Here is a 21,678-nt window from a genome sequence, read left to right as displayed (position 1 = left end):
ATCAACGGTCACCGTGGCGTCGGTGCACGCCCGCCTGACAGAATCTGCCGTCCCCGCCGCCGCGGGGAAACCTCGCTTCGCTTGTCCGTTCTTTGCAGGCAGCGTTTATGGACTGTCCAGGGCCCGCTGATGCGGGCCCTTTCTTTTTCGGCTATCCATCACCGTGCTGTGCCGGTGCGGATGCGTGTCGGGGCGCCAGCATCCGGACCATCGCCACCCGCCCGGCGAGGCCCGCCTCGGCCTCCGCCGCGAGGATGTCGGCGATAAAGCCGGGAATGTCCTTGTTCGCCAGCGGCAAAAACCCGCCGCGCCGGTACAGCGCCATCCCCGGCCCGAATGCCTGGAACGTGGTCAGGTACAGGGCCGGCGCGCCCGCCTGCTGCGCCCAGTCGATCACGGCGTCAAGCAGGCCGCTGCCGATGCCGCGGCGGCCGTGCGCCGGATGCACATCGATCTCCGCCAGCAGCGCGGCCTTCCCTTCCCGGCGCGCGCAGGCAAACCCGACCACGGTTCCGGCCGGATCGCGGGCGACCCACAGGCGGCCTTCGCGCTGCGCCGCCTCCAGTTGCGGCAACGGCAGGGTGTCGCCGCGCAATGGCACGGGCAGCAGGGACAGCGGGAAACGGCTCGCGGCAGCACGTTCGACAGCGGCCAGCGCCGGTACCTCGTCCGGCTGTGCCGGTGCAAGCCGGTAGCCGTCGATCAACCGCCGATGGGGGAGCACAGCTCGACCAGCACCCCGTTCATGTCACGCACATAGGCGACCGTCTGGCCCCATGGCTGCACGGCCGGTACCGCGACCGAGGTCGCGCCGGCCGCCACGGCACGGGCATGGGCGGCAACCACGTCGTCGCTGACGAAGGCCAGCTCGATGCCGAGCGGATCGGCTGCCGGCGCCGCCTTGACGTAGCGCCCGCCCAGCAACTGGTCTCCCATGCCGTGCGACGCGAATGCCAGCGCGGTGCCGCCGGTCTCCAGCTCGCCGTACTCGCCCGACTCGTGCAGGAAGCGGGTATCAAAGCCAAAGGCCTGCTGGTAGAAGGCCAGCGTTTCCGCGACCGATGCCACATAAACGATGGTGTAGCCGAATTTCATGCAGGGGGACTCCGGGCAAGGGGTTTTCAGGAACGGCAGGCAAAAAAAACGGCCGCCAGATGGCGACCGGGTCAACTTTGCCTGTATCAGTTCCCTGCTGGCAACGCTCAGAACGACGACGACAGCGTCGCGGCGAGTGCCACGCACAATCCCATCAGCGACAGCGGCGCCACCCAGCGCGCCGATGAGCGACGAACGGCCGGGCGCTTGCGCAGGATCGCCCGCGGCATCGCTTCGTCGCCAAGATAGCAGCTGGCACGGTCAAGCGAACCGGTCAGGTAGTCGAAGGCGTCATGCTTCGGGTGTTCGATGCGGGCGGTAGAGTAGCGGCCGTTCATTTGGAAATCTCCACTGGGTCAGTGCGTGCTTGCATGTTACACCAAAGGTACGGCATGTAACAGCTTGTACATGATCAGCGGCAAAATACCCTTGCGGCATGGCTTTCACGACAAATGGTGCATCGCCATATCCAGTGCATCTGCCTGCGATATGACGAAAAACACTTGGTTTTCCATACCGGAAACGGCGTCGACCACAGGAACCGGCCTGTATTCCTGGTGTGGTATTTTTCACACGCCGCAGACGAAAAAAACCGCCACCTGTCCAGGTGGCGGAAAAGCGGGCTCTTTATACCCCGGCATGCCAGGCAGGATCAGAACCTGTGCTGCAGGCCGACCGCCACCGTGTGCTCGCTGTCGTCGCTGCCATTGGTGTACTGGTCGCTGCCGTACTTTGTATAGCCATACGATGCATAGGCCGTGGTGCGCTTGCTCAGCGCGTAGTCGACACCGACGATGTACTGGTTGTAGCCGCTGTTGTTCTGGGTGCTGCCATTGACCTTGGCATCGTCGCCCCATGCATAGGTCACGCGCGGCGTGATGGCGCCAAAGGTGTAGCCAACGGTCAGTGCGGCTTCCCGGGTTTCGATCTTGTCGCTGTTGCCGAAGCTGCCGACCCCGGTCACGCTGCCGTTCAGGTCATTGCTGCTGCGGCCCCAGATATTGCTGGAGCCCAGCGTGGCATCGCTGCCGTACTGCTTCGACTCCTGGTAGGCCGCCGACACCAGCAGGTTGTTGGCGTGATAGCCACCCTCCAGCCGCCAGTAGTTGCCGTCCTGACCATTGGCGCCCTGGTCCTGGAACTGCATGTAGCCGAGTTTGCCGAAGAAGCCGCTGTTCTGGTAACCCATGCCGACGCCCCAGGCATCGCCGTGATTGCGCCCGTTGCCCTGGTGCGAGCCGTCCGGCTGCTCGTTCTCGCCCACGCTGTAGATGGCGGAGAAGTCGAAGCCGTACAGCGTCGGCATGTCGTAGCGGACGGCATTGTTGTAGCGGCCGTCAAAGCGGGTCATGGTGCCGAGCCCGTTGACACCCTGCCCGTACAGCCACGGGTCCATGGCTTCCATGTCGGAGTTCATGTAGTCGGACAGCTTGCCGACGCGCACGGTACCGAACTGGCTCTGCAGGCCGACGAAGCTGTCGCGGGTCGCCCATGAGCCATTGCCGTTGATGTCGGAGCCGTCGACGCTGAGGTAGGACTCGACCTGCCACAGTGCTTTCAGGCCGTTGCCCAGTTCCTCGTCCCCCTTGAAGCCGATATACGAGCCGGTGTCGTCGACCCGGGTCTGGCTGCCGTGGCCCTGGTCGGCATTCATCAGGCTTTTGCCGCTCTCCACATCGGCCTCGATATTGCCGTAGATCGTGACATCGGCCAGGGCGGTCAGCGGCAGCATGGCCACTGTCAGTGCAATCAGTTTTTTCATCTGCATTTCCTTCTCGTCAAGTCGGGGGATCGCCACGACAGGGTGGCGACGGCACAAGCGCCTTCACGCCCTGCACAGCCGGAATATACATACATACATACATTCAAGTACGTATTTTAATTGGCGAACCGGCGGCAGGCACGATGGACGCCATCCGGCGCAAAGCGCTTTTTATTCATCAACTTGCCGAGAACCCCCCTGCATGTTGCACAAAAACAACACGCCCCGTCCGGCAAGGGACGGGGCGTGTGCGGGGCAGCGGGTGAAGGCTTACAGATTGACCATTTCCAGCCGCTGGATGCTGCGACCGAGGAAGCGCTCGCCAATGGTCTGGAACTTCAGCGGGATGTCGGTCACGAAATAGCGGTAATGGGTTTCGGGCGACGGTCCGTTCAGCAGGTTCAGCGCGCCGAGCGTCTGTGCGGTCGATTCCGCCGTGGTCACGGCCGAGTCGACGAGTTCGATGCCACCACCGGCCACGTCGGCCAGCAGCGGCTTCAGCAGCGGGTAATGGGTGCAGCCGAGCACCAGGGTGTCGACGTTCTCGATCAGTACCGTCTTCAGGTATTCCTCGGCGGTCAGCCGGGTGACGGCATGGTCGAGCCAGCCCTCCTCGACCAGCGGCACGAACAGCGGACAGGCCTGCGAGTACACGCGCGCATCCGGATTGATCTGGTGGATCGCCCGCGCATAGGCATTGGCATTGATGGTGGTCGGCGTGGCAATCACGGCGATGTCACCGGAGCGGCTGGCCGCTGCCGCCGCGCGGCTGCCGGCATCGATCACGTCCAGCACCGGCACGTCGCCGGCCACTTCGCGCACGATGTCGGCCGCCACCGCCGCCATGGTATTGCAGGCGATGATCAGCGCCTTGACGTCGCGCGCCAGCAGGAATTCGGCAATCTGCCGGGTATAGCTCTGGATGGTCGAAACCGACTTGCTGCCGTACGGCACGCGGGCGGTGTCGCCAAAATAAAGGATGTTCTCGAACGGCAGGCGGTCCATCAAGGCGCGCACGACGGTCAATCCGCCAATGCCGGAATCGAATACGCCTATCGGGCGTCGGTCGGGAGCAGTCATGATCTGGAAACCTGGGGCGAACGAAACAAGCCGGCCAGTCTACTCCTTGTCGGCACAAGACTCATGTCCGCCGGACTGCCCGTGCCGGGCCCAGGCCCAGTGCACATGCTCGCGCACCAGGGCCGACGGATCGTCCAGCCGGCTCTGCAGCGCGGCCAGCACCGCCGGCGTCGTCGGCGCATTGCCGAGCGCCACGGCGATATTGCGCAGCCAGCGCTCGTGGCCGATGCGGTGGATGGCGCTGCCGGCCAGGCGCTCGGCAAAATCCGCCGCACTCCAGGCGAACAGCCCGACCAGGCTGGCGCTGTCCAGCCCGTGCCGCGGCGCGAAGTCGGCCTCGGCGGTCGGCACCGCAAAGCGGTTCCACGGGCAGACCAGCTGACAGTCGTCGCAGCCGTAGATCCGGTTGCCGAGCAGTGGCCGCAGCGGCTCGGGAATCGCGCCTTGCAGCTCGATGGTCAGGTAGGAGATGCAGCGCCGCGCGTCAACGGTGTATGGCGCCACGATGGCGCCGGTCGGACAGACGTCGATGCAGCGCGTGCAGCGGCCGCAGTGCGGTTCAATCGCCTGATCGACATCCAGCGGCAGGTCGGTAAACAGCTCGCCAAGGAAGAACAGCGAGCCCTGCTCGCGCGTCAGCAGCAAGGTGTGCTTGCCGCGCCAGCCGAGCCCGGACTGGCTGGCCAGCGCAACCTCCATCACCGGCGCACTGTCGGTGAAGGCGCGATGGCCGAACGGGCCGACTGCCTGCTGGATGCGCTCTGCCAGCTTCTGCAGCCGGTTGCGCAAGACCTTGTGGTAGTCACGGCCCAGCGCATAGCGCGAGATGTAGGCACGATCGGGGTCAGCCAGTTGCTGGTCGGCATCGTGCGCGCTGCCGGGCCAGTAATTGAGCCGCACGCTGATGACCGTGCGCGAGCCCGGCACCAGCTCGGCGGGCCGGGCGCGCTTGAAGCCGTGCCGGGCCATATAATCCATGTCACCATGAAATCCGGCGGCCAGCCACGATTCAAGACCGGTTTCGGCCCCGACAGGCAATGACGCCCGGGTAATCTTGATGTCGGTGAAGCCAAGATCGCGCGCCCACTCTTTGACTCGATCGGTCAATTCGCGATAATCGGTGTTTTCTGGGATGGATGCGGACATGGCGACGGCAACGGACACGCTGGAATGGGTTCTGGCCGACGAAGCCGCCACGCTCGCTTGTGGCGTTCGGCTGGCGGCTTTACTACAACCGGGAATGACGGTCTTTCTGGACGGCGATCTCGGCGCCGGAAAAACCACGTTGACCCGCGGCATTTTACGGGGTTTCGGCCATGCGGGCCGGGTGAAAAGCCCTACCTATGCGCTGGTCGAGCCCTACGCATTCGATACCTTTACCGTTTATCACTTTGACCTCTACCGATTCGCCGATCCGGATGAATGGGTGGACGCCGGCTTTCGCGAGCTCTTTCGCGACGACAGCATTTGCCTGATCGAGTGGCCGGAAAAAGCCGGGGCGCTGTTGCCGGCCCCCGACCTGACTGCGCGTCTGCTGCCTGACGGTGACGGGCGCACGCTCAGTCTGACCGCGCACAGCGCCAAGGGAATGCAATGTCTGAATCGACTCTGATCACCCGCCGCCGGCTGCTGCAGGCCGGCGGTGCCGTCATGCTGCTGTCGCTGTCGCGCGTGGGTTGCGCCGCGGCGCCGACCATTGTCGCCGTCCGCAGCTGGCCGTCCAATACCTACACCCGCGTCACGCTGGAGTCCAGCGAGAAGCTGAAGTTCCGCTCGTTCACCATGCAGAACCCGGACCGGGTGGTCATCGACATCGAGGGGGTGCAGCTGAATGCTGCGCTGCGCGACGTCGGCAATGCCATTCTCGGCGACGATCCGTATATCCGCGCCGCCCGCGCCGGCCAGTTCGACCCGAACACGGTACGGCTGGTGCTCGACGTCAAGGCACCGGTCAACCCGCAGGTGTTCACGCTGCCACCGGTGTCCGAGTACCGCCACCGGCTGGTCATCGACCTGTATCCGACCCACAGCGCCGACCCGCTGCTGGCGCTGCTGAACGACTACAACAACGGCAAGATCCAGAACGATGTGGCCACGCCGCCGCCGGCCCGGGACAAGGACGTCGCGCCGTCGCGCCAGCCGGATCGCGGCCGGCGCGAGTTTCTGGTCATGCTCGACCCCGGCCATGGCGGCGAGGACCCGGGCGCGATCGGCCCCAGCGGCGCACGCGAAAAGGATGTGGTGCTGGCGATCGCCAAGCAGCTGAAACGCCGCATCGACGCCACGCCGGGCATGCGCGTGATGCTGACCCGCGACGACGACATCTTCATTCCGCTCGGGGTGCGGGTCGCCAAGGCACGCAAGGCGAATGCCGACCTGTTCATCTCCATCCATGCCGACGCATTCACCACCCCGGCCGCCAACGGCTCCTCGGTGTTCACGCTGTCGGACAAGGGCGCGACCAGCACCGCCGCCAAGTGGCTGGCCAAGACCCAGAACGACGCCGACCTGATCGGCGGGGTCAGGATCGACGCCGGGCGCGACCGCTACCTGGCCCACACGCTGCTGGACCTGACCCAGACCGCGACCATCAACGACAGCATGCGGCTGGCCAAGTCGGTGCTCGGCGAGATCGGCGACATCAACCGCCTGCACAGCGGCAAGGTCGAACAGGCCGGCTTTGCGGTACTGAAGGCGCCGGACATCCCGTCGATCCTGGTCGAGACGGCCTTTATCTCCAACCCGGCCGAAGAGGCCCGGCTGGTGACGTCGTCGCACCAGGCCAAGATCGCCGATGCAATCCTGACCGGGGTCAAGCGCTACGCGTCGCGCACCAACTCCATCGTCGCCCGCAGCTAGGGCGCCTGGTCCGGACGAAAAAAAAGCATCCTCTGCAGGATGCTTTTTTCGTTCCGGCTGCGCTTACAGCGTCAGGCCGCCGGTCACTTCGATGGCGGCGCCGTTGATGTAGCTCGCTTCGTCGCTGGCCAGGAAGGCGTAGACGTTGGCGATTTCGGCCGGGTCGGCCATGCGCTTCATCGGCACCTTGTCTTCCATGGCCTGGATGACTTTTTCCGGCATCGACTTCAGGATCGGGGTGGCGACGAAGCCCGGGCACACGGCGTTGGCACGGATGCCCTTCTTGCCGAGTTCCTTGGCCCAGGTCTTGACGAAACCGATCACGCCGAACTTGGTCGCCGCGTAGTTGGTCTGGCCGAAGTTGCCGTAGACGCCGACCACCGAGCTGGCGTTCAGGATCACGCCGCTGCCCTGTTCGATCATGGTGTCGACCACGGCGCGGGCGCAGTTGTAGACGCCCTTCAGGTTGATGTCGATCACGCGGTCGAACTGCTCGTCGGTCATCTTGACCAGTTGGGCGTCGGCCACGATGCCGGCGTTGTTGACCAGCACGTCGATGCGGCCGAAGCGGGCCTTCAGGTCGCCGACCATGTCGTTGATCTGCGCGCGGTCGGTCACATTGACCACGTAGCCGGCAGCCTTGGCGCCAGTGGCTTCGAGTTCCTTGACGACCTTGTCGACCGCTTCCTGGCTCAGGTCACACACGGCAACGATCGCGCCTTCAGCGGCGAACTTCAGGGCCGTTGCGTGGCCGATGCCGCTGGCGGCGCCGGTGATGATGGAAACTTTCCCTTGCAGACGCATTGCAGTTCCTTTTCTGAATGGATTACGACCGGCCCAAAACGGCGAGTGCCACGCTCCATCCTCTCCCGTAACGACCGGAGCCCGTCGTGCACCATGCTGCGGCAGCACACACCGGCATTCCCCCGTCCGCGAGTATCGATTTTGACGTTATTCGGGCCCGGCGCGGTGCCTTATGTTGCACTGCACCGAACACGGCGGACTATAACCCAAGGGTTGTGGCCGGTCAAAACCCCCATGTCGTATTTAACGTAAACGTAAAGCGGGCCCCAAAGCCCCGAACAGCAAGAAACCCCGGCCACTGGCCGGGGTTTCTTGCTGTTTCGGACGGACGGGCTGCACGGCGAACACTGTCGTCGGCAGTACCGCCCGTCGGCTGGTACCTACACCAGGCCGCGGGACGCCAGATAGTCGTCGTAGCTGCCGGTGTAGTGGGTGTAGCCACCGGTGCCGTCGAGCTCGATGATCTGGGTCGCCAGCGAGCTGACGAACTGGCGGTCGTGCGAGACGAAGATCAGGGTGCCGGTGTACTTTTCCAGCGCCATGTTCAGCGATTCGATCGACTCCATGTCCATGTGGTTGGTCGGTTCGTCCATGATCATCACGTTCGGGCGCTGCAGGATCAGCTTGCCGTACAGCATGCGACCCTTCTCGCCGCCGGACAGCACGCGTACCGACTTGGTCACGTCGTCGCTGCCGAACAGCAGGCGGCCGAGGGTCGCGCGAACGGCCTGCTCGTCATCACCTTCCTGCGCCCATTCGCGCATCCACTCGGACAGGTTGTCGTCCGAATCGAAGTCCGACTCGTGATCCTGGGCGAAGTAGCCGACCTGGGCTTTTTCCGCCCACTTGATCCGGCCGGCATCGGCATGAATGCCGTCGCCGAAGGTCGGCTGGTACGCGCCGGCCAGCAGCTTGACCAGCGTGGACTTGCCGGCGCCGTTCGGACCGATGATGGCGATGCGCTGACCGGCTTCGAGAATCAGGTTCAGGTCGCGGAACAGCACCTTGTCGTCGTAGGCCTTGCACAGCCCGCTGACTTCCACTGCCTGGCGGTGCAGCTTCATCTTGTCGTCGAGCTCGAAGCGGATGAACGGGTTCTGCCGCGTCGACGGCTTGACCACCACCATGTCGCTCTTCAGCTTGTCGACCTGCTTCAGGCGACTGGTCGCCTGACGTGCCTTGGACTTGTTGGCCGAGAAGCGCGCCACGAACTCCTGCAGTTCCTGGATGCGTTCCTTCGCCTTCGCGTTCGACGACATCTGCCGTTCACGTGCCTGGGCCGCGGCGAGCATATAGTCGTCGTAGGTGCCCGGATACACGGTGATGGTGTTGTAGTCGAGGTCGGCCATGTGCGTGCACACCGCATTCAGGAAGTGGCGGTCGTGCGAAATGATGATCATGGTCGAGTTGCGCTGGTTCAGCACATCCTCGAGCCAGCGAATCGTATTGATGTCCAGGTTGTTGGTCGGTTCGTCGAGCAACAGGATGTCCGGATTCGAGAACAGCGCCTGTGCCAGCAGCACGCGCAGCTTCCAGCCCGGCGCCACTTCGCTCATCGGGCCGTTGTGCTGTTCCAGCGGAATGCCGACGCCCAGCAGCAGTTCGCCGGCACGCGCTTCGGCGGTATAGCCGTCGTACTCGGCGAACTTGGCTTCAAGCTCGGCCGCGCGCATGTAGTCGTCCTCGGTCGCCTCGAGATTCGCGTAGATGGCATCGCGCTCACTCATCGCCGCCCACATCTCGCCGTGCCCCATCAGGACGACGTCGATCACTCGCTGATTCTCGAAGGCGAACTGGTCCTGACGCAACTTGCCCAGGCGCAGACCGGGCTCGATCGACACATTGCCCGAGGTCGGTTCCAGATCACCGCCGAGGATTTTCATGAACGTCGATTTGCCCGAGCCGTTGGCGCCGATCAGGCCATAACGGTTGCCTTCGCCGAACCGGACCGACACGTTCTCGAATAACGGCTTTGCGCCGAACTGCATCGTAATGTTCGCGGTAGTAATCACGCGTGAAGATTCCTCGTCACCTAAAGGTTTGTCCGATAACCGGAAAACAGCGGATTCTATCACAGCAGTCCGTCACCGACCCATGCCGTCGCGCCGCAACAATTCATTACGATTGCATGCCGGGCGCATTCGCGCGCGGCGAAAGATTTGGGCTACAATCCTGCGCTCGTAAACCTTGAACACATGACAGGCAGTCCCATGCTTAGCGGAAGTCTGGTCGCGATCGTGACCCCCATGTTCGAGGACGGCAGCGTCGATTTTGCGTCGCTGGACCGTCTGGTCGATTTTCACATCGAGTCCGGCACCAGCAGCATCGTCGCCGTCGGCACGACCGGCGAGTCAGCGACGCTGACGGTCGACGAGCACCTGCAGGTGGTCGAGTCGGTCATCAAGCGCGCAGCGGGACGCATTCCGGTCATCGCCGGTGGCGGCGCCAACTCGACCCACGAAGCGATTGCGCTGACCCGCGAGGCCAAGCGCCTCGGCGCCAGCCATGTGCTGTCGGTGGTGCCGTATTACAACAAGCCGACCCAGGAAGGGCTGTACCAGCACTTCCGCGCGATTGCCGAAGCGGTCGACATCCCGGTCATTCTGTACAACGTGCCGGGCCGCACCGTCGCCGACCTCGGCAACGATACCGCGCTGCGCCTGGCCGAGATCGACAATATCGTCGGCCTGAAGGACGCCACCGCCGACCTCGAACGCTGCTGCGACCTGGTCAAGCGGGCGCCGAAGGATTTCGCGCTGTTCACCGGCGACGACGCCACTGCCATGGCCTTCATGCTCTGTGGCGGCCATGGCGTGATCTCGGTCACCGCCAACGTCGCCCCGAAGCAGATGGCCGATCTGTGCCGCGCGGCACTGGCCGGCGACGTGAAGGCGGCGCGCGCCATCAACAATCCGCTGCAGGATCTGCACAGGAACCTGTTCTGCGAAGCCAACCCGACCCCGGTCAAGTGGGCACTCGAACGCATGGGCCACATCGCGGGCGGTATCCGCCTGCCGCTGGTCCCGCTGACCCCGGCCGGCCAGGCCAAAGTCGAAGCCGCGCTGGTCGCTGCCAACCTGATCTGAACCATTCTTACGGAGCACGGATGAAACGCCGTCACCTGATTCCCCTTCTGATTGCCACGGCAAGCATCGCCGCCTGCTCTTCGACCACCGAAGGCGGCAAGTCCAAGATCGACTACCAGAGCGATACCCCGGCGCCGAAACGCACGCTGGAAGTGCCGCCGGACCTGACCGCGCCTGACCTGACCAACAACTTCGCGCTGCCGTCCGGCGGCGTGACCGCCCGTGGTCTGGCCAGCCAGCAGCAATCGCAGCAGTCGCAGCAGTCCGCAATTGCTGCCGGCACCGCCCAGGTCGCCGCCTCGCCGAGCGCCAACCTGAAGATCGAGCGCGCCGGCACCCAGCGCTGGCTGGTCGTCAGCGGCAAGAGCGCCGAGCAGCTGTGGCCGCAAGTGCGCGAGTTCTGGCAGGACAACGGCTTCGTGCTGAAGCGCGACGAGCCGCAGGTCGGCATCATGGAAACCGACTGGGCGGAAAACCGCGCCAAGATCCCGCAGGACGGGCTGCGCAACCTGCTGTCGAAAGTCGGCCTCGACGGCCTGTACTCGACGCCGGAACGCGACCGCTTCCGCACCCGCTTCGAGCGCCACGGCAGCGATGTCGAGATCTACATCAGCCATCGCGGCATGGTGGAGAGCTTTACCGAAGGCAAGAACGACACCAAGTGGCAATCGCGCCCGGATGATCCCGAGCTCGAAGCCGAATTCCTCAGCCGCCTGATGGTCACCCTCGGCGCCGACGAGAAGAAGGCCAAGGATGCCGTCGAACAGGCCGCCCAGCCGAAGTCGCAGCAGGCCGCCGGCTCTCGCGCGCGTGTCGATGGCGACAGTGTTGTCGTCGACGACGGCTTCGACCGCGCCTGGCGCCGTACCGGCCTGGCGCTGGACCGCACCGGCCTGATCGTGACCGACCGCGACCGCACGGCGGGGACCTACTTTGTTCGTCCGGCCAAGAGCGATGCCGACAGCAAGGGCGACGACGACAGCGGTTTCTGGTCCAGCCTCGCCTTCTGGCGCGACAAACCGGACACCCGCAGCAAGGTCAGCCAGGAGTTCAGCTACCGCGTCGTGGTCAAGCAGGTCAGTGACAACGAAAGCCGCGTCAGCCTGCTCGACCCGAACGGTCAGCCGGTCGACGGCAAGGTACGCGACGCCGCACTGCAGAAACTGGCCACCCAGTTGCGCTGAGCAGAAACGACAGAAACCCCGGGATGCCCTCCCGGGGTTTTTTCATGCCTGCCGTTGCGCAAGCACACATGCAAATACGCCCGGGCACAAGCCGTGGGCGTATCTGCATGGATCTCCCGCCAGCGGCGGGCAACAAAAAAGCCGACCTAGGTCGGCTTTTTCGCTGGAGAAGTAAAGATTACTTCTTTTCTTCGGCCGGAGCGGCAGCCGGAGCAGCAGCGTCAGCAGCCGGAGCGGCGGCAGCGTCAGCAGCCGGGGCAGCAGCGTCAGCAGCCGGAGCGGCAGCGTCAGCAGCCGGGGCAGCCGGCGCAGCAGCGTCAGCAGCCGGAGCTTGTTGTTCAGCAGCCGGAGCAGCAGCGTCAGCAGCCGGAGCTTCTTCTTTTTTACCGCAAGCGGTCAGGGCAACGGCCAGCAGGGCAGCAACGAGGAGCGACTGTTTCATTTGTATACCTATTTGGGAAGTAGCGTTGGACAAAGACAGCAGCCAACCCGAGGTGTGTGTTGCATTACGGTTAGCTGTTGGGGCGGATTGTAGCATGTTTTGATGTTCGGAAAAGGCGGCAGAATGTTCGATCTGCGACCATCTGCGTTCATCTTACAAAGCGTTACAAAGCAAACCGGTACTGAAACGCCAAATAGCGGTTTTGTCGGCATTTGTGGCCGGCAAGTATGTCAATCAGGTTTATCTATAAGATTCGGATAACAATGCTGCCGAAAACACTCACCCTTGGTAACAAAGCGACGCATTGGACAACGCTGCAAGGGGCGCCGCCCCCCCGGCGAACTGTTGTATTCAAGCATCAACCGTTCACCGGGCCCGACTTTTACCGGCTGTTTCAGTCTGCAGCCGGGCGACTTTCACCCAGTTGCCAGTAACCAGCCTCGTATCCCTCGTACAGCGCGTCGAGCATGCCGTCGGACACGGCCGCCCCCGCCAGATGACGGGCGTTGCCGAACTGCTGCCAGCGCGCGGCATCCTCTGCCCCGGTCTCCAGCCGCTCGCCGTTGGCGTACACCGCGTCGTCGGTGAACAGGATCTGGCTCTTCAGGTCCAGCCTGATGCCCTGCTCCACCACCGCATCGGCAAATGCGTCGAAATCCAGCGCCGCGTCCGGGCCCTCGTAGAACACGTGCGGTTTTGGCTCACTCAGGTAACGACCGAGAAAATCAGCCACCGTGTCGCGATCCCAGTGAATGCGTTCCAGCATCGCGGCGACCTGTTCGACCATGTCGTCGCCGATGCGGGCCGGTGCGTCGACCGGACGCAGTCCCGGATCGGCATACATGCCGTCCAGACAGATCGAGTCCTGCAGATGCACCAGGAACTGGGTTGCCATTTCCTGCACCGTCGGTGCACGGAAGCCGACCGAATAGGTCATGCCGGCATCGAGGGCGACGCCGTAGTGCGACAGCTTCGGCGGCAGGTACAGCATGTCGCCGTGCGCCAGCTCCCAGGTATCGAGCGCCGTGAACGAGTCCAGTACCTTGATCGGCGCGCCTTCCTGCAGCCGCTGGTTGTCCGGGCTGCCGATCTGCCAGCGCTTGCGGCCGCCGACCTGCAGCAGGAACACATCATAGGAATCGAAATGCGGCCCGACCGTCCCGCCGGGTGGCGCATAGCTGATCATCAGGTCGTCAATGCGCGCATACGGCAGGAAATCGAACTGCCACAGCAGGTCGGCAATATGCGGCAGGTGGTGGTTGACGTTCTGTACCAGCAGGGTCCAGTCGCTTTCCGGCAGGCGGGCGAGCCGGGACGGCCGCAACGGGCCGGACTCGACGAACCAGCGCCCCGCGCGCGACTCGATCAGCCGTGACTCGACGTCATCACGCTGCGCCAGCGCCGACAGCACCGCCAGATCGGCATGCGGACCGACGTCGGGAAAGGCGCCCCGCACCAGCAGGGGTTTTTTCTGCCAGTATTCGGACAGGAACTGCTCGGCGGTCAATCCGCCCAGAAAAGAGATCGGCGTTTTCATTTTCATATGGCGCCCGGCTCGGCGGGCCCTCCGGATTACATTACAATGCCGGGCAGCACGGCGTTGGCCGTGAGCCCGAAACTCTTTCAGGAAAACCCTCATGCAAATCGCCAAGAATACCGTCGTGTCGCTCAACTATGAGATGTACGACGCCGACAACAACCTGATCGACAAGACCGAAGAGCCGATCAGCTATCTTCATGGCGGCTACGATGGCATCTTCCCGCTGGTGGAAGAAGCCCTGCATGGCAAGTCCGCTGGCGACAACATCGACGTCAAGCTGGACCCGGACAATGCGTTCGGCGAACCGGACGAATCGCTGGTCCGCGTCGAAGACCTCAGCGTGTTCCCTGACGACGTGGAAATCGACGTCGGCACCATGTTTGAAGCTGACGATCCGGAAACCGGCGACGTCGTCGTGTTCCGCGTGACCGACATCTCCGAAGGCAAGGTCGTCGTTGACGGCAACCACCCGCTGGCCGGTCACACCATCCGCTTCGTCGCCACGGTGGCCGAAGTCCGCCCGGCAAGCCAGGAAGAGCTCGACCATGGTCACGTGCACGGTGCAGGCGGCCATCACCACTGATCGGCCCCCGCATTCGGGAGAGTGAAGCGTAACGGCGGGTCTGCTGCCGCGCCGCTTCCTTCTCCCTGCACCAGCTCACGCCGCCCTTTCGGGCGGCGTTATGCATTATCGCAGCAGTGACGACACTGGCATACGCATCAGATCAAGCCCGCTGGCCGACCGTGACCCGGTCCAGCCCGGCCAGGTCGTGCAGCGTGGCGACCCGCTCCAGCCCGGCCGCCGCAAACAGCGTGCGGCAGGCCTCTCCCTGGTCGTAGCCGTGCTCGATCGCCAGCCAGCCTTCCGGCCGCAAGCGCGATGCCGCGCCGGCGACAATGAGGCGGATCGCCTGCAGGCCGTCGGCAAAGTCGGTCAGCGCGCCCGGCGGTTCAAAACGCAGATCCCCCTGTTCCAGGTGCGGATCGCCACTGGCGACATAGGGCGGATTCGAGGCGATCAGATCGAACGTCTCGCCGGCTTCCAGCGCGGCAAACCAGTCGGACAGCAGAAAGCGGCAGCGTGCGCCAAGGTCGCGGGCATTACCGCTGGCGATCGCCAGCGCCGCCGGCGACACATCAAGCGCCGTCATGTCGGTGTCGGGCCGTTCCAGCGCAATGCTGACGGCAATGGCACCGCTGCCGGTGCCCATGTCCAGACAGCGCGCCTGCGGTGGCAGATGCGCGAGGGCAAACTCGACCAGCACTTCGGTTTCCGGCCGCGGAATCAGTACGCCGGGCGCCACATGGAAATCCCGGCCAAAGAACTCGCGCACCCCGACCAGATAGGCGATCGGTTCGCCGGCCAGCCGGCGGGCGACCAGCGCATCGAAGCGGGCGGCATCGGCCTCCGGCACTTCCAGCTCGGGCCAGGTCGACTGACGGGTACGGCCGATGCGCGCCGCCTGCTCGAGCAGCATGCGCGCTTCCAGCCTCGGCAGGCCACTGCCGGCCAGCAGTTCGGCGACGGTCCGCATCACATCAGGAACACGGTGGCGAGACCGAGGAAGATGAAGAAGCCGCCGGAATCGGTACAGGCAGTGATCAGCACGCTGGAACCCAGCGCCGGATCACGTCCCAGTTTCTGCATCAGCGTCGGGATCATCACCCCCATGGTCGCTGCCAGCACCAGGTTCAGCGTCATCGCCGTGGTCATCACCACCCCCAGTTGCCAGCTGCCGTACAGCGCCCAGGCCAGTACGCCGAGCGCACTGCCCCAGACCAGGCCATTGATGACGCTGACGCCGATTTCCTTGCGCCACAACCGCCATGCCTGGTTCAGCTGCATCTGGCCCATGGCCAGTGCGCGCACGATCATGGTGATGGTCTGATTGCCGGAGTTGCCGCCGATCCCGGCCACGATCGGCATCAGTGCCGCCAGCGCGACCAGGTTCTGGATCGAATGTTCGAAGGCGCCGATCACCCGGCTGGCGACAAAGGCCGTGCACAGATTGACCGCCAGCCACGCCCAGCGGTTCTTCACCGAGGCCAGCACGCCGGCGAACAGGTCTTCCTCTTCCTTCAGGCCGGCCATGCTGAGCACTTCGCTCTCGCTCTCCTCACGGATGTAGTCGACCATGTCGGCCACCGTGAGCCGGCCGACCAGCCGGTAATTGCTGTCGACCACTGGTGCGGACACCAGGTCATAGCGCTCGAACGCCTGGGCCGCATCCCCGACGTCGTCGTCAGGCAGGAAGGTGACCACATCGCGCGCCATGACCGACGACACTTCGGATTCGGGATCGGAAATCAGCAGTTTGTTCAGTGGCAGTACGCCGACCAGGGTTTCCTCGTCGTCGACGACGAAGATCTTGTCGGCGTGGTCGGGCAGTTCCTCGAAGCGGCGCAGATAGCGCAGCACGACTTCCAGTGTCACATCGGCGCGGATCTTGACCAGCTCGAAATCCATCACGCCGCCGACCTGGTCCTCGCGGTACGACATCGCGCTTTGCAGCTGCTCGCGTTCCTTCAGGTCCAGGCCGCCCATGACCTCGTACACCACCTGGCTCGGCAGGTCGGGCGCCAGGTCGGCGAGTTCGTCGGCATCAAGCTGTTCGGCGGCGGCGACCAGCTCTTCGCGGTCCATCGACTCGATCAGCGTCTCGCGCACCGCGTCGGACACTTCGAGCAGGATGTCGCCATCGCGGTCGGCCTTGACCAGATCCCACACCCGCAGCCGCTCGTCCAGCGGCAGCGATTCAAGAATGTAGGCGACGTCGGCGGGGTGGAGCTGGTCGAGCTTTTTGCTCAACTCGGCGCTGTGCTGCTTGTGGACCAGATTCTCGACCAGCTGCTGGCGAGGCATGTCCTGCTTGTGGACGAGATCCTCGACCAGCTGCATGCGGTTCAGCAGGTTCTGCACCTGCGTCAGGCTGGCCTGGAGGTTGTCCTGGTTTCTTGTGGTATCGACGGTCATGCAAGTCGTCTCCCGTACCCGCACGGAAGATCGGCGCCGGCGAATACGTCAGTCGTTATGTTTGTAGGGAGAAGGCGGCGGGTAACTGGGTAAGTCCATGGTTGGAGCCGGGGAAAGGTGCGCCCGGCAGAGTACACAGAGGGCGCGAATTGTAACGCCGGCGCAATAAACCACGCCAGACTGCTGACGAAAATTGCTGCGCCGCACGCCATCGCGTCGATCGCGATCCGGCGTGCGCCACGCGCGCCGGACACCGGCGCAATGATGCGGCGCAAACATTACGGGATGTCGGCGTAGGCCATTCGCCGCTGCAGGATGGCAGCCTTGCGCCGGAGCCGGGAATCATTGCGGTGATCATCGTAATAGCGCGGATTCGGCACCATGGCCGCCAGTCTGGCTGCCTGCGACGCCGACAGCCGCGACGCGCCGGTCTTGTAGTAATGCCGGGCCGCCGCTTCGGCGCCGAACACGCCATTGCCCCACTCGATCACGTTCAGATAGATCTCGAAGATGCGCCGCTTGTCCATCACCGCTTCCAGCATCACGGTGATGATGGCCTCCTCGGCCTTGCGCCACGGCGTGCGTTTGGACGACAGGAACAGGTTCTTCGCCAGTTGCTGGCTGATGGTCGAGCCGCCGGCGACGATGCGGCCCTTCTGCATGTTCTTCTCCCAGGCGGTCTGCATCCCCTCCCAGTCGAACCCCTCGTGGGCAAGGAACTTGGCGTCCTCGCTGGCGACCAGCGCCCGCTTCAGGTTGCTGGAAATGCGGTCGTACGACACCCAGCGATAGCGGATCTCGATATCGGGATTGGTTTCGGCCAGCACGGCCTGCTGTTCGGTCATGAAGGCGGTCGTGGACGGGTTGTTCCACTTCCAGTACAGGATGTGCCCGAACAGCCACAGTTGATACAGCAGGAACACCGCGGCCAGCAGACCGACCAGCTTGAAAAGCAACTTCACGAAAAGCTCCGCAAAAAAGAAAACAGCCGGAAGAACCGGCCCAGACTGCCCACAAACCCCGTCCATTGAAGAACGGACGAGCGAAGCGAGGTTTCCCCGCAGCGGCGGGGACGGAAGAGGCAGGAGTCAATCAGACAGACTGCCGTACTCACGGCAGATCCTGTCAGTCGGGCGTGCACCGACGCCACGGTGACCGTCGGTGCCCACCTTTATCAGCAGTCTGAGCCGGAAGAACCGGCCGTGGGTCGGGCATGTAACGGCGCAGCCGTCAGTCATGCCAGCAAATCGCGAAGGCTGTTCATCACCGGACGTGTCTCCGGCTGCACGCCATGCCAGATCCGGTACGACTCGGCCGCCTGTTCGACCAGCATGCCCAGTCCGTCGGACAGCATACCGGCCCGTTCGGCCTGCGCCCGCGCCAGGAACGGCGTCAGGCCCTTGCCGTACACCATGTCGTAGACCAGCTCGCTGTCGGTCAGCACCCCGTCCGGCAGCGGCGGCAGCGCGCCGCTGAGGCCGGCCGACGTGCCGTTGATGACGATGTCGAAGTGGCGTCCGGCCAGTTGCTCGTACGCACAGACCTCGATCCGGCCCCAGCCGGCGAAGTCGGCCGCAACCTGCTGCGCCTTGTCCAGCGTGCGGTTGACCAGGGTGACGCTGGCCGGCTTCTGCTCCAGCAGCGGCAGCAGCACGCCGCGCACGGCGCCGCCGGCGCCCAGCACCAGCACATTCTTGCCGGCGATGGCGACATCGAGGTTGACGGTGATGTCACGGGTCAGGCCGATACCGTCGGTATTGTCGCCATGGACCTCGCCATCGCGGAAAGTCAGCGTATTGACGGCCCCGGCCGCACGGGCACGCTCGGTCAGGTGCTGCCGCGCCAGCTCATGCGCTTCGAGCTTGAACGGCAGGGTCACGTTCAGTCCGTGGCCGCCGCCGGCGACAAAATCGCGCACGCTGGCGGCAAAGCCGTCCAGCGGCGCCAGCAGGCGTTCATAGGCCAGCGGCACTCCCTGCAGGCGGGCGAACTCGAGGTGGATGTACGGCGACTGGCTGTGCGCAATCGGGTTGCCGATAACGGCGTAGCGTTGGGTCATGATGGTCACTATCGCAAAGGGAAATTCGGAATTCGGTCGCGGGGCGGCTCAGCCCTGCCGCCATGGCAGGCCGCTGACACGCCAGCCGCCAAGGCGGTTGCGCTGGCCCTGCCCGTCAAGCGGGCCCTCGAAGCCGTCGAGGATGTTGTAGGCCTGGTAGCCCAGCCCGGCCGCCAGCGTGGCGGCGGCCACCGAGCGGACCCCGCTGCGGCACAGGAACAGGACCGGCAGGTCTTTCGCCACCGCCGCTTCGAGCTGGCCGGCAAAGGCCGGATTGGGCTGCATGCCGGGCCAGGTCCTGAATTCGATGCCGGTCGCGGACGGCGGCATGCCGACAAAGCTCCACTCGGCAGCGCTGCGCACGTCGACCAGGCGCGCGGCGCCCAGTTCGACCAGTCGCCAGGCCTCCGCCGGGGTCACCTCACCGGCATAGGCGCTGCCCGCTTCGCGTCCGCGTGTCGCGGCCCGGGCCAGAATTGTGTCAATTGTGTCGTCCATCGCGAAGCCAGCAAGCCGGGTGTCATGTTCGGGCGATTATAGTAGCAGCGAATGCACGGACAATGACAAGGCTTGTCCGGCAGTCGCCGGACGGTCCAAACCGGTGCATGCCCGTCAGCAATGCACCTGTTTTGTGCCACCGCACGGCAAATTGCACGCTTATGGTGCATCATGCCATTGAGCGAGCCGGACGGGACGGCGTCCAGTCCCCGGGAATGCCGCGACAGCGGGCATGGCACAGTTTCTGCTATGTCTTCTGCCAGCTATCCGGTGCGCCCGGACCTCAACTTGAACGACTCGTAACACCTGAACACTTTGGGAGATTTGTATGGCGGCTGCCGACGTTAAGAAACTGATCGAGGATAACGACGTAAAGTTCGTTGACCTGCGCTTTACCGACACCAAGGGCAAGGAACAGCACGTCACCATCCCGGCGCACGTCCTGACCGAAGATGCCGAAGCCTGGTTCGAGCACGGCCATGCGTTCGATGGCTCGTCCATCGCCGGCTGGAAGGGTATCCAGGCCTCCGACATGCTGCTGATCGCCGACCCGGCGACGGCCTTCATCGACCCGTTCTACGACGAACCGACGGTGTTCATGACCTGCGACGTGGTCGATCCGGCCGACGGCAAGGGCTACGACCGCTGCCCGCGTTCGATCGCCAAGCGCGCTGAAGCCTACCTGAAGGCCAGCGGCATCGGCGATGTCGCCTTCTTCGGTCCGGAACCGGAATTCTTCGTGTTCGACAGCATCACCTGGCACGCCGACATGTCCGGCTGCCACGTGAAGATCAACTCGGAAGAAGCCGCCTGGTCGTCCGCCGATCCGCTCGACGGCGCCAACACCGGCCACCGTCCGCGCGTCAAGGGCGGCTACTTCCCGGTCCCGCCGGTCGACAGCTTCCAGGACATGCGCTCGCAAATGTGCCTGGTGCTGGAAGAACTCGGCGTGCCGGTCGAAGTGCACCACCACGAAGTGGCGACCGCCGGCCAGTGTGAAATCGGCACCCGCTTCAGCACGCTGACCCAGCGCGCCGACTGGACCCAGATCACCAAGTACGTGGTGCAGAACGTCGCCCACAGCTTCGGCAAGACCGCCACCTTCATGCCGAAGCCGATCTGCGGCGACAACGGCTCGGGCATGCACGTTCACCAGTCGATCTGGAAAGACGGCGTGAACCTGTTCGCCGGTGACGGCTATGCCGGCCTGTCCGACTTCGCGCTGTACTACATCGGCGGCATCATCAAGCACGCCAAGGCGCTGAACGCGATCACCAACCCGGGCACCAACTCGTACAAGCGCCTCGTGCCGCATTACGAAGCCCCGGTGAAGCTCGCCTACTCGGCCCGCAACCGTTCGGCCTCGATCCGCATTCCGCACGTGGCCAGCCCGAAGGCCCGCCGCATCGAAGCGCGCTTCCCGGACCCTTCGGCCAACCCGTACCTGTGCTTCGCCGCGCTGATGATGGCCGGCCTGGACGGCGTGCAGAACAAGATCCACCCGGGCGAACCGGCCAGCAAGAACCTGTACGACCTGCCGCCGGAAGAAGACAAGCTGATCCCGACCGTCTGCGCGTCGCTGGACGAAGCGCTGGGCGAGCTCGACAAGGACCGCGACTTCCTGACCCGTGGCGGCGTGTTCAGCAACGAGTGGATCGATGCCTTCATCGAACTCAAGATGCAGGAAGTCAACCGCATCCGCATGACGCCGCACCCGGTCGAGTTCGACGAGTACTACAGCCTGTAAGGGCCTGGCAGGGCGGGCACCGGAACACCGGGAGCCCGCCCGGCTGATACGGGGGACTGTCACACGACAGTCCCCCGGTTTTTTTGCACGGCCGGGCACCGACGTTCACCGTGGCGCGGTGCACGCCGGCTGACAGGATCTGCCCCGCTTCCGTCCCCGCCGCCGCGGGGAAACCCCGCTTCGCCCGTCCGTTCGACGTGGTCACTTTTTTCAGTCTTTTCCGACCCGGTCGATGGCGTATCATCGGCAGCATGACTCTGCGCCCCGCCCTTCCGCTGCTGGCTGCGCTGCTGGCGCTGCCGGTAACCGCCGCGCCCGTGCCGGTGGACGGCACGACGCCATACCCGACGCCGCCCGACATCCGGCTCTCGCGCCCGGTGCCGACCGCGCCGTATGCGCCGCCGTCCCGCTTCGGCACCATCGCACCGATCCCGCCGGCGAGTGATTGCCAGCCGGCACCGGTACGCGATATCGACATGGACATCCGGCCCGCGCCGCGCCGTCTGCCCGACCGTCCGCGCTGAGCCCGGCACGGGTGCCGGCCACAT

The 21,678-nt window shown here is 64.5% G+C and carries 20 protein-coding genes and 1 pseudogene; 7 read left to right on the top strand and 14 right to left on the bottom strand.

Features of this window, described 5'->3' with window-relative positions; translation table 11 throughout:
* Positions 1–151: 151 nt before the first annotated feature.
* The 6 genes from Q352_RS19290 to queG all read right to left on the bottom strand — a co-directional run bounded on the left by Q352_RS19290 (position 152) and on the right by queG (position 5,083).
* The gene (locus tag Q352_RS19290) at positions 152–724 is read right to left on the bottom strand and encodes a GNAT family N-acetyltransferase (protein ID WP_211249580.1); all 573 of its coding nucleotides are present in this window, start codon (positions 722–724) and stop codon (positions 152–154) included.
* Complete coding sequence (locus Q352_RS0100405) at positions 703–1,095, bottom strand: VOC family protein (protein ID WP_028497617.1); 393 nt, start codon at positions 1,093–1,095, stop codon at positions 703–705. Before Q352_RS0100405 ends, Q352_RS19290 begins: the two co-directional genes overlap by 22 nt.
* 107 nt (positions 1,096–1,202) lie before the next feature.
* Positions 1,203–1,433 (bottom strand): hypothetical protein, encoded by a 231-nt coding sequence (locus tag Q352_RS0100400; RefSeq protein ID WP_028497616.1) that lies wholly within the window; start codon positions 1,431–1,433, stop codon positions 1,203–1,205.
* A 314-nt stretch (positions 1,434–1,747) separates the two neighbouring features.
* Positions 1,748–2,857, bottom strand: coding sequence for a porin (locus tag Q352_RS0100390; protein ID WP_028497615.1), 1,110 nt, complete (start codon positions 2,855–2,857; stop codon positions 1,748–1,750).
* A 270-nt stretch (positions 2,858–3,127) separates the two neighbouring features.
* Positions 3,128–3,937 carry a glutamate racemase gene (gene murI / locus Q352_RS0100385; protein WP_028497614.1) on the bottom strand — a complete coding sequence of 270 codons (810 nt, stop codon included), beginning with the start codon at positions 3,935–3,937 and terminating at the stop codon, positions 3,128–3,130.
* Between the two features lie 39 nt (positions 3,938–3,976).
* Positions 3,977–5,083, bottom strand: coding sequence for a tRNA epoxyqueuosine(34) reductase QueG (queG, locus tag Q352_RS0100380; protein WP_028497613.1), 1,107 nt, complete (start codon positions 5,081–5,083; stop codon positions 3,977–3,979).
* Between queG and tsaE the strand changes: the two genes are divergently transcribed.
* Together tsaE and Q352_RS0100370 are read left to right on the top strand one after the other, a co-directional pair.
* Positions 5,082–5,549, top strand: coding sequence for a tRNA (adenosine(37)-N6)-threonylcarbamoyltransferase complex ATPase subunit type 1 TsaE (gene tsaE / locus Q352_RS0100375; RefSeq protein WP_028497612.1), 468 nt, complete (start codon positions 5,082–5,084; stop codon positions 5,547–5,549). The two genes, queG and tsaE, sit on opposite strands and share 2 nt — an antisense overlap.
* Positions 5,531–6,796 (top strand): N-acetylmuramoyl-L-alanine amidase, encoded by a 1,266-nt coding sequence (locus tag Q352_RS0100370; protein WP_028497611.1) that lies wholly within the window; start codon positions 5,531–5,533, stop codon positions 6,794–6,796. The genes tsaE and Q352_RS0100370 overlap by 19 nt, the downstream gene beginning before the upstream one ends.
* 63 nt (positions 6,797–6,859) lie before the next feature.
* Here the strand turns inward: Q352_RS0100370 and Q352_RS0100365 are convergent, their stop codons facing one another.
* Both Q352_RS0100365 and Q352_RS0100360 read right to left on the bottom strand, forming a co-directional pair.
* Positions 6,860–7,600, bottom strand: coding sequence for a beta-ketoacyl-ACP reductase (locus Q352_RS0100365; RefSeq protein WP_028497610.1), 741 nt, complete (start codon positions 7,598–7,600; stop codon positions 6,860–6,862).
* A gap of 380 nt (positions 7,601–7,980) precedes the next feature.
* On the bottom strand, positions 7,981–9,612 hold the full coding sequence (locus Q352_RS0100360; RefSeq protein WP_028497609.1) for an ABC-F family ATPase: 1,632 nt from the start codon (positions 9,610–9,612) through the stop codon (positions 7,981–7,983).
* 198 nt (positions 9,613–9,810) lie between these two features.
* Here Q352_RS0100360 and dapA point away from each other — a divergent pair, with 198 nt between their 5' ends.
* Positions 9,811–10,686, top strand: a complete 876-nt coding sequence (dapA, locus tag Q352_RS0100355; RefSeq protein WP_028497608.1) for a 4-hydroxy-tetrahydrodipicolinate synthase — start codon at positions 9,811–9,813, stop codon at positions 10,684–10,686.
* A 20-nt stretch (positions 10,687–10,706) separates the two neighbouring features.
* Positions 10,707–11,870, top strand: coding sequence for an NlpB/DapX family lipoprotein (gene bamC / locus Q352_RS0100350; protein ID WP_028497607.1), 1,164 nt, complete (start codon positions 10,707–10,709; stop codon positions 11,868–11,870).
* Positions 11,871–12,706: 836 nt separating this feature from the next.
* Here bamC and Q352_RS0100345 read toward each other — a convergent pair.
* The gene (locus tag Q352_RS0100345) at positions 12,707–13,849 is read right to left on the bottom strand and encodes a cupin domain-containing protein (RefSeq protein WP_028497606.1); all 1,143 of its coding nucleotides are present in this window, start codon (positions 13,847–13,849) and stop codon (positions 12,707–12,709) included.
* 100 nt (positions 13,850–13,949) lie between these two features.
* Between Q352_RS0100345 and Q352_RS0100340 the strand changes: the two genes are divergently transcribed.
* Entirely contained in the window at positions 13,950–14,435 is a 486-nt protein-coding gene (locus Q352_RS0100340; RefSeq protein ID WP_028497605.1) for an FKBP-type peptidyl-prolyl cis-trans isomerase, read from the top strand.
* A 142-nt stretch (positions 14,436–14,577) separates the two neighbouring features.
* Here the strand turns inward: Q352_RS0100340 and prmC are convergent, their stop codons facing one another.
* From prmC to Q352_RS0100315, 5 genes and pseudogenes are all read right to left on the bottom strand, one after another.
* Positions 14,578–15,387 (bottom strand): peptide chain release factor N(5)-glutamine methyltransferase, encoded by an 810-nt coding sequence (gene prmC / locus Q352_RS0100335; protein ID WP_028497604.1) that lies wholly within the window; start codon positions 15,385–15,387, stop codon positions 14,578–14,580.
* Positions 15,387–16,664, bottom strand: a pseudogene (mgtE, locus tag Q352_RS0100330) (magnesium transporter); the annotation flags it as partial. The pseudogene mgtE and the gene prmC, both read right to left, overlap by 1 nt.
* Before the next feature lie 440 nt (positions 16,665–17,104).
* Positions 17,105–17,788, bottom strand: coding sequence for a monofunctional biosynthetic peptidoglycan transglycosylase (gene mtgA, locus Q352_RS0100325; RefSeq protein WP_028497602.1), 684 nt, complete (start codon positions 17,786–17,788; stop codon positions 17,105–17,107).
* Between the two features lie 272 nt (positions 17,789–18,060).
* Positions 18,061–18,885 (bottom strand): shikimate dehydrogenase, encoded by an 825-nt coding sequence (gene aroE, locus Q352_RS0100320; protein ID WP_028497601.1) that lies wholly within the window; start codon positions 18,883–18,885, stop codon positions 18,061–18,063.
* Positions 18,886–18,933: 48 nt separating this feature from the next.
* Positions 18,934–19,383 carry a rhodanese-like domain-containing protein gene (locus tag Q352_RS0100315; protein ID WP_028497600.1) on the bottom strand — a complete coding sequence of 150 codons (450 nt, stop codon included), beginning with the start codon at positions 19,381–19,383 and terminating at the stop codon, positions 18,934–18,936.
* A gap of 328 nt (positions 19,384–19,711) precedes the next feature.
* On the opposite strand from Q352_RS0100315, the gene glnA reads away from it, so the two are divergent.
* Together glnA and Q352_RS0100305 are read left to right on the top strand one after the other, a co-directional pair.
* Positions 19,712–21,130: a type I glutamate--ammonia ligase gene (glnA, locus tag Q352_RS0100310; protein ID WP_028497599.1), complete on the top strand. Its 1,419-nt coding sequence runs from the start codon at positions 19,712–19,714 to the stop codon at positions 21,128–21,130.
* Positions 21,131–21,381: 251 nt separating this feature from the next.
* Positions 21,382–21,654 (top strand): hypothetical protein, encoded by a 273-nt coding sequence (locus tag Q352_RS0100305; RefSeq protein ID WP_028497598.1) that lies wholly within the window; start codon positions 21,382–21,384, stop codon positions 21,652–21,654.
* Positions 21,655–21,678: the final 24 nt, after the last annotated feature.

It is taken from the genome of Microvirgula aerodenitrificans DSM 15089 (genome assembly GCF_000620105.1).
Lineage (GTDB): Bacteria > Pseudomonadota > Gammaproteobacteria > Burkholderiales > Aquaspirillaceae > Microvirgula > Microvirgula aerodenitrificans.
The sequence above is the reverse complement of the archived record's forward strand: the minus strand, read 5'-3'. Positions and strand labels throughout refer to the sequence as shown.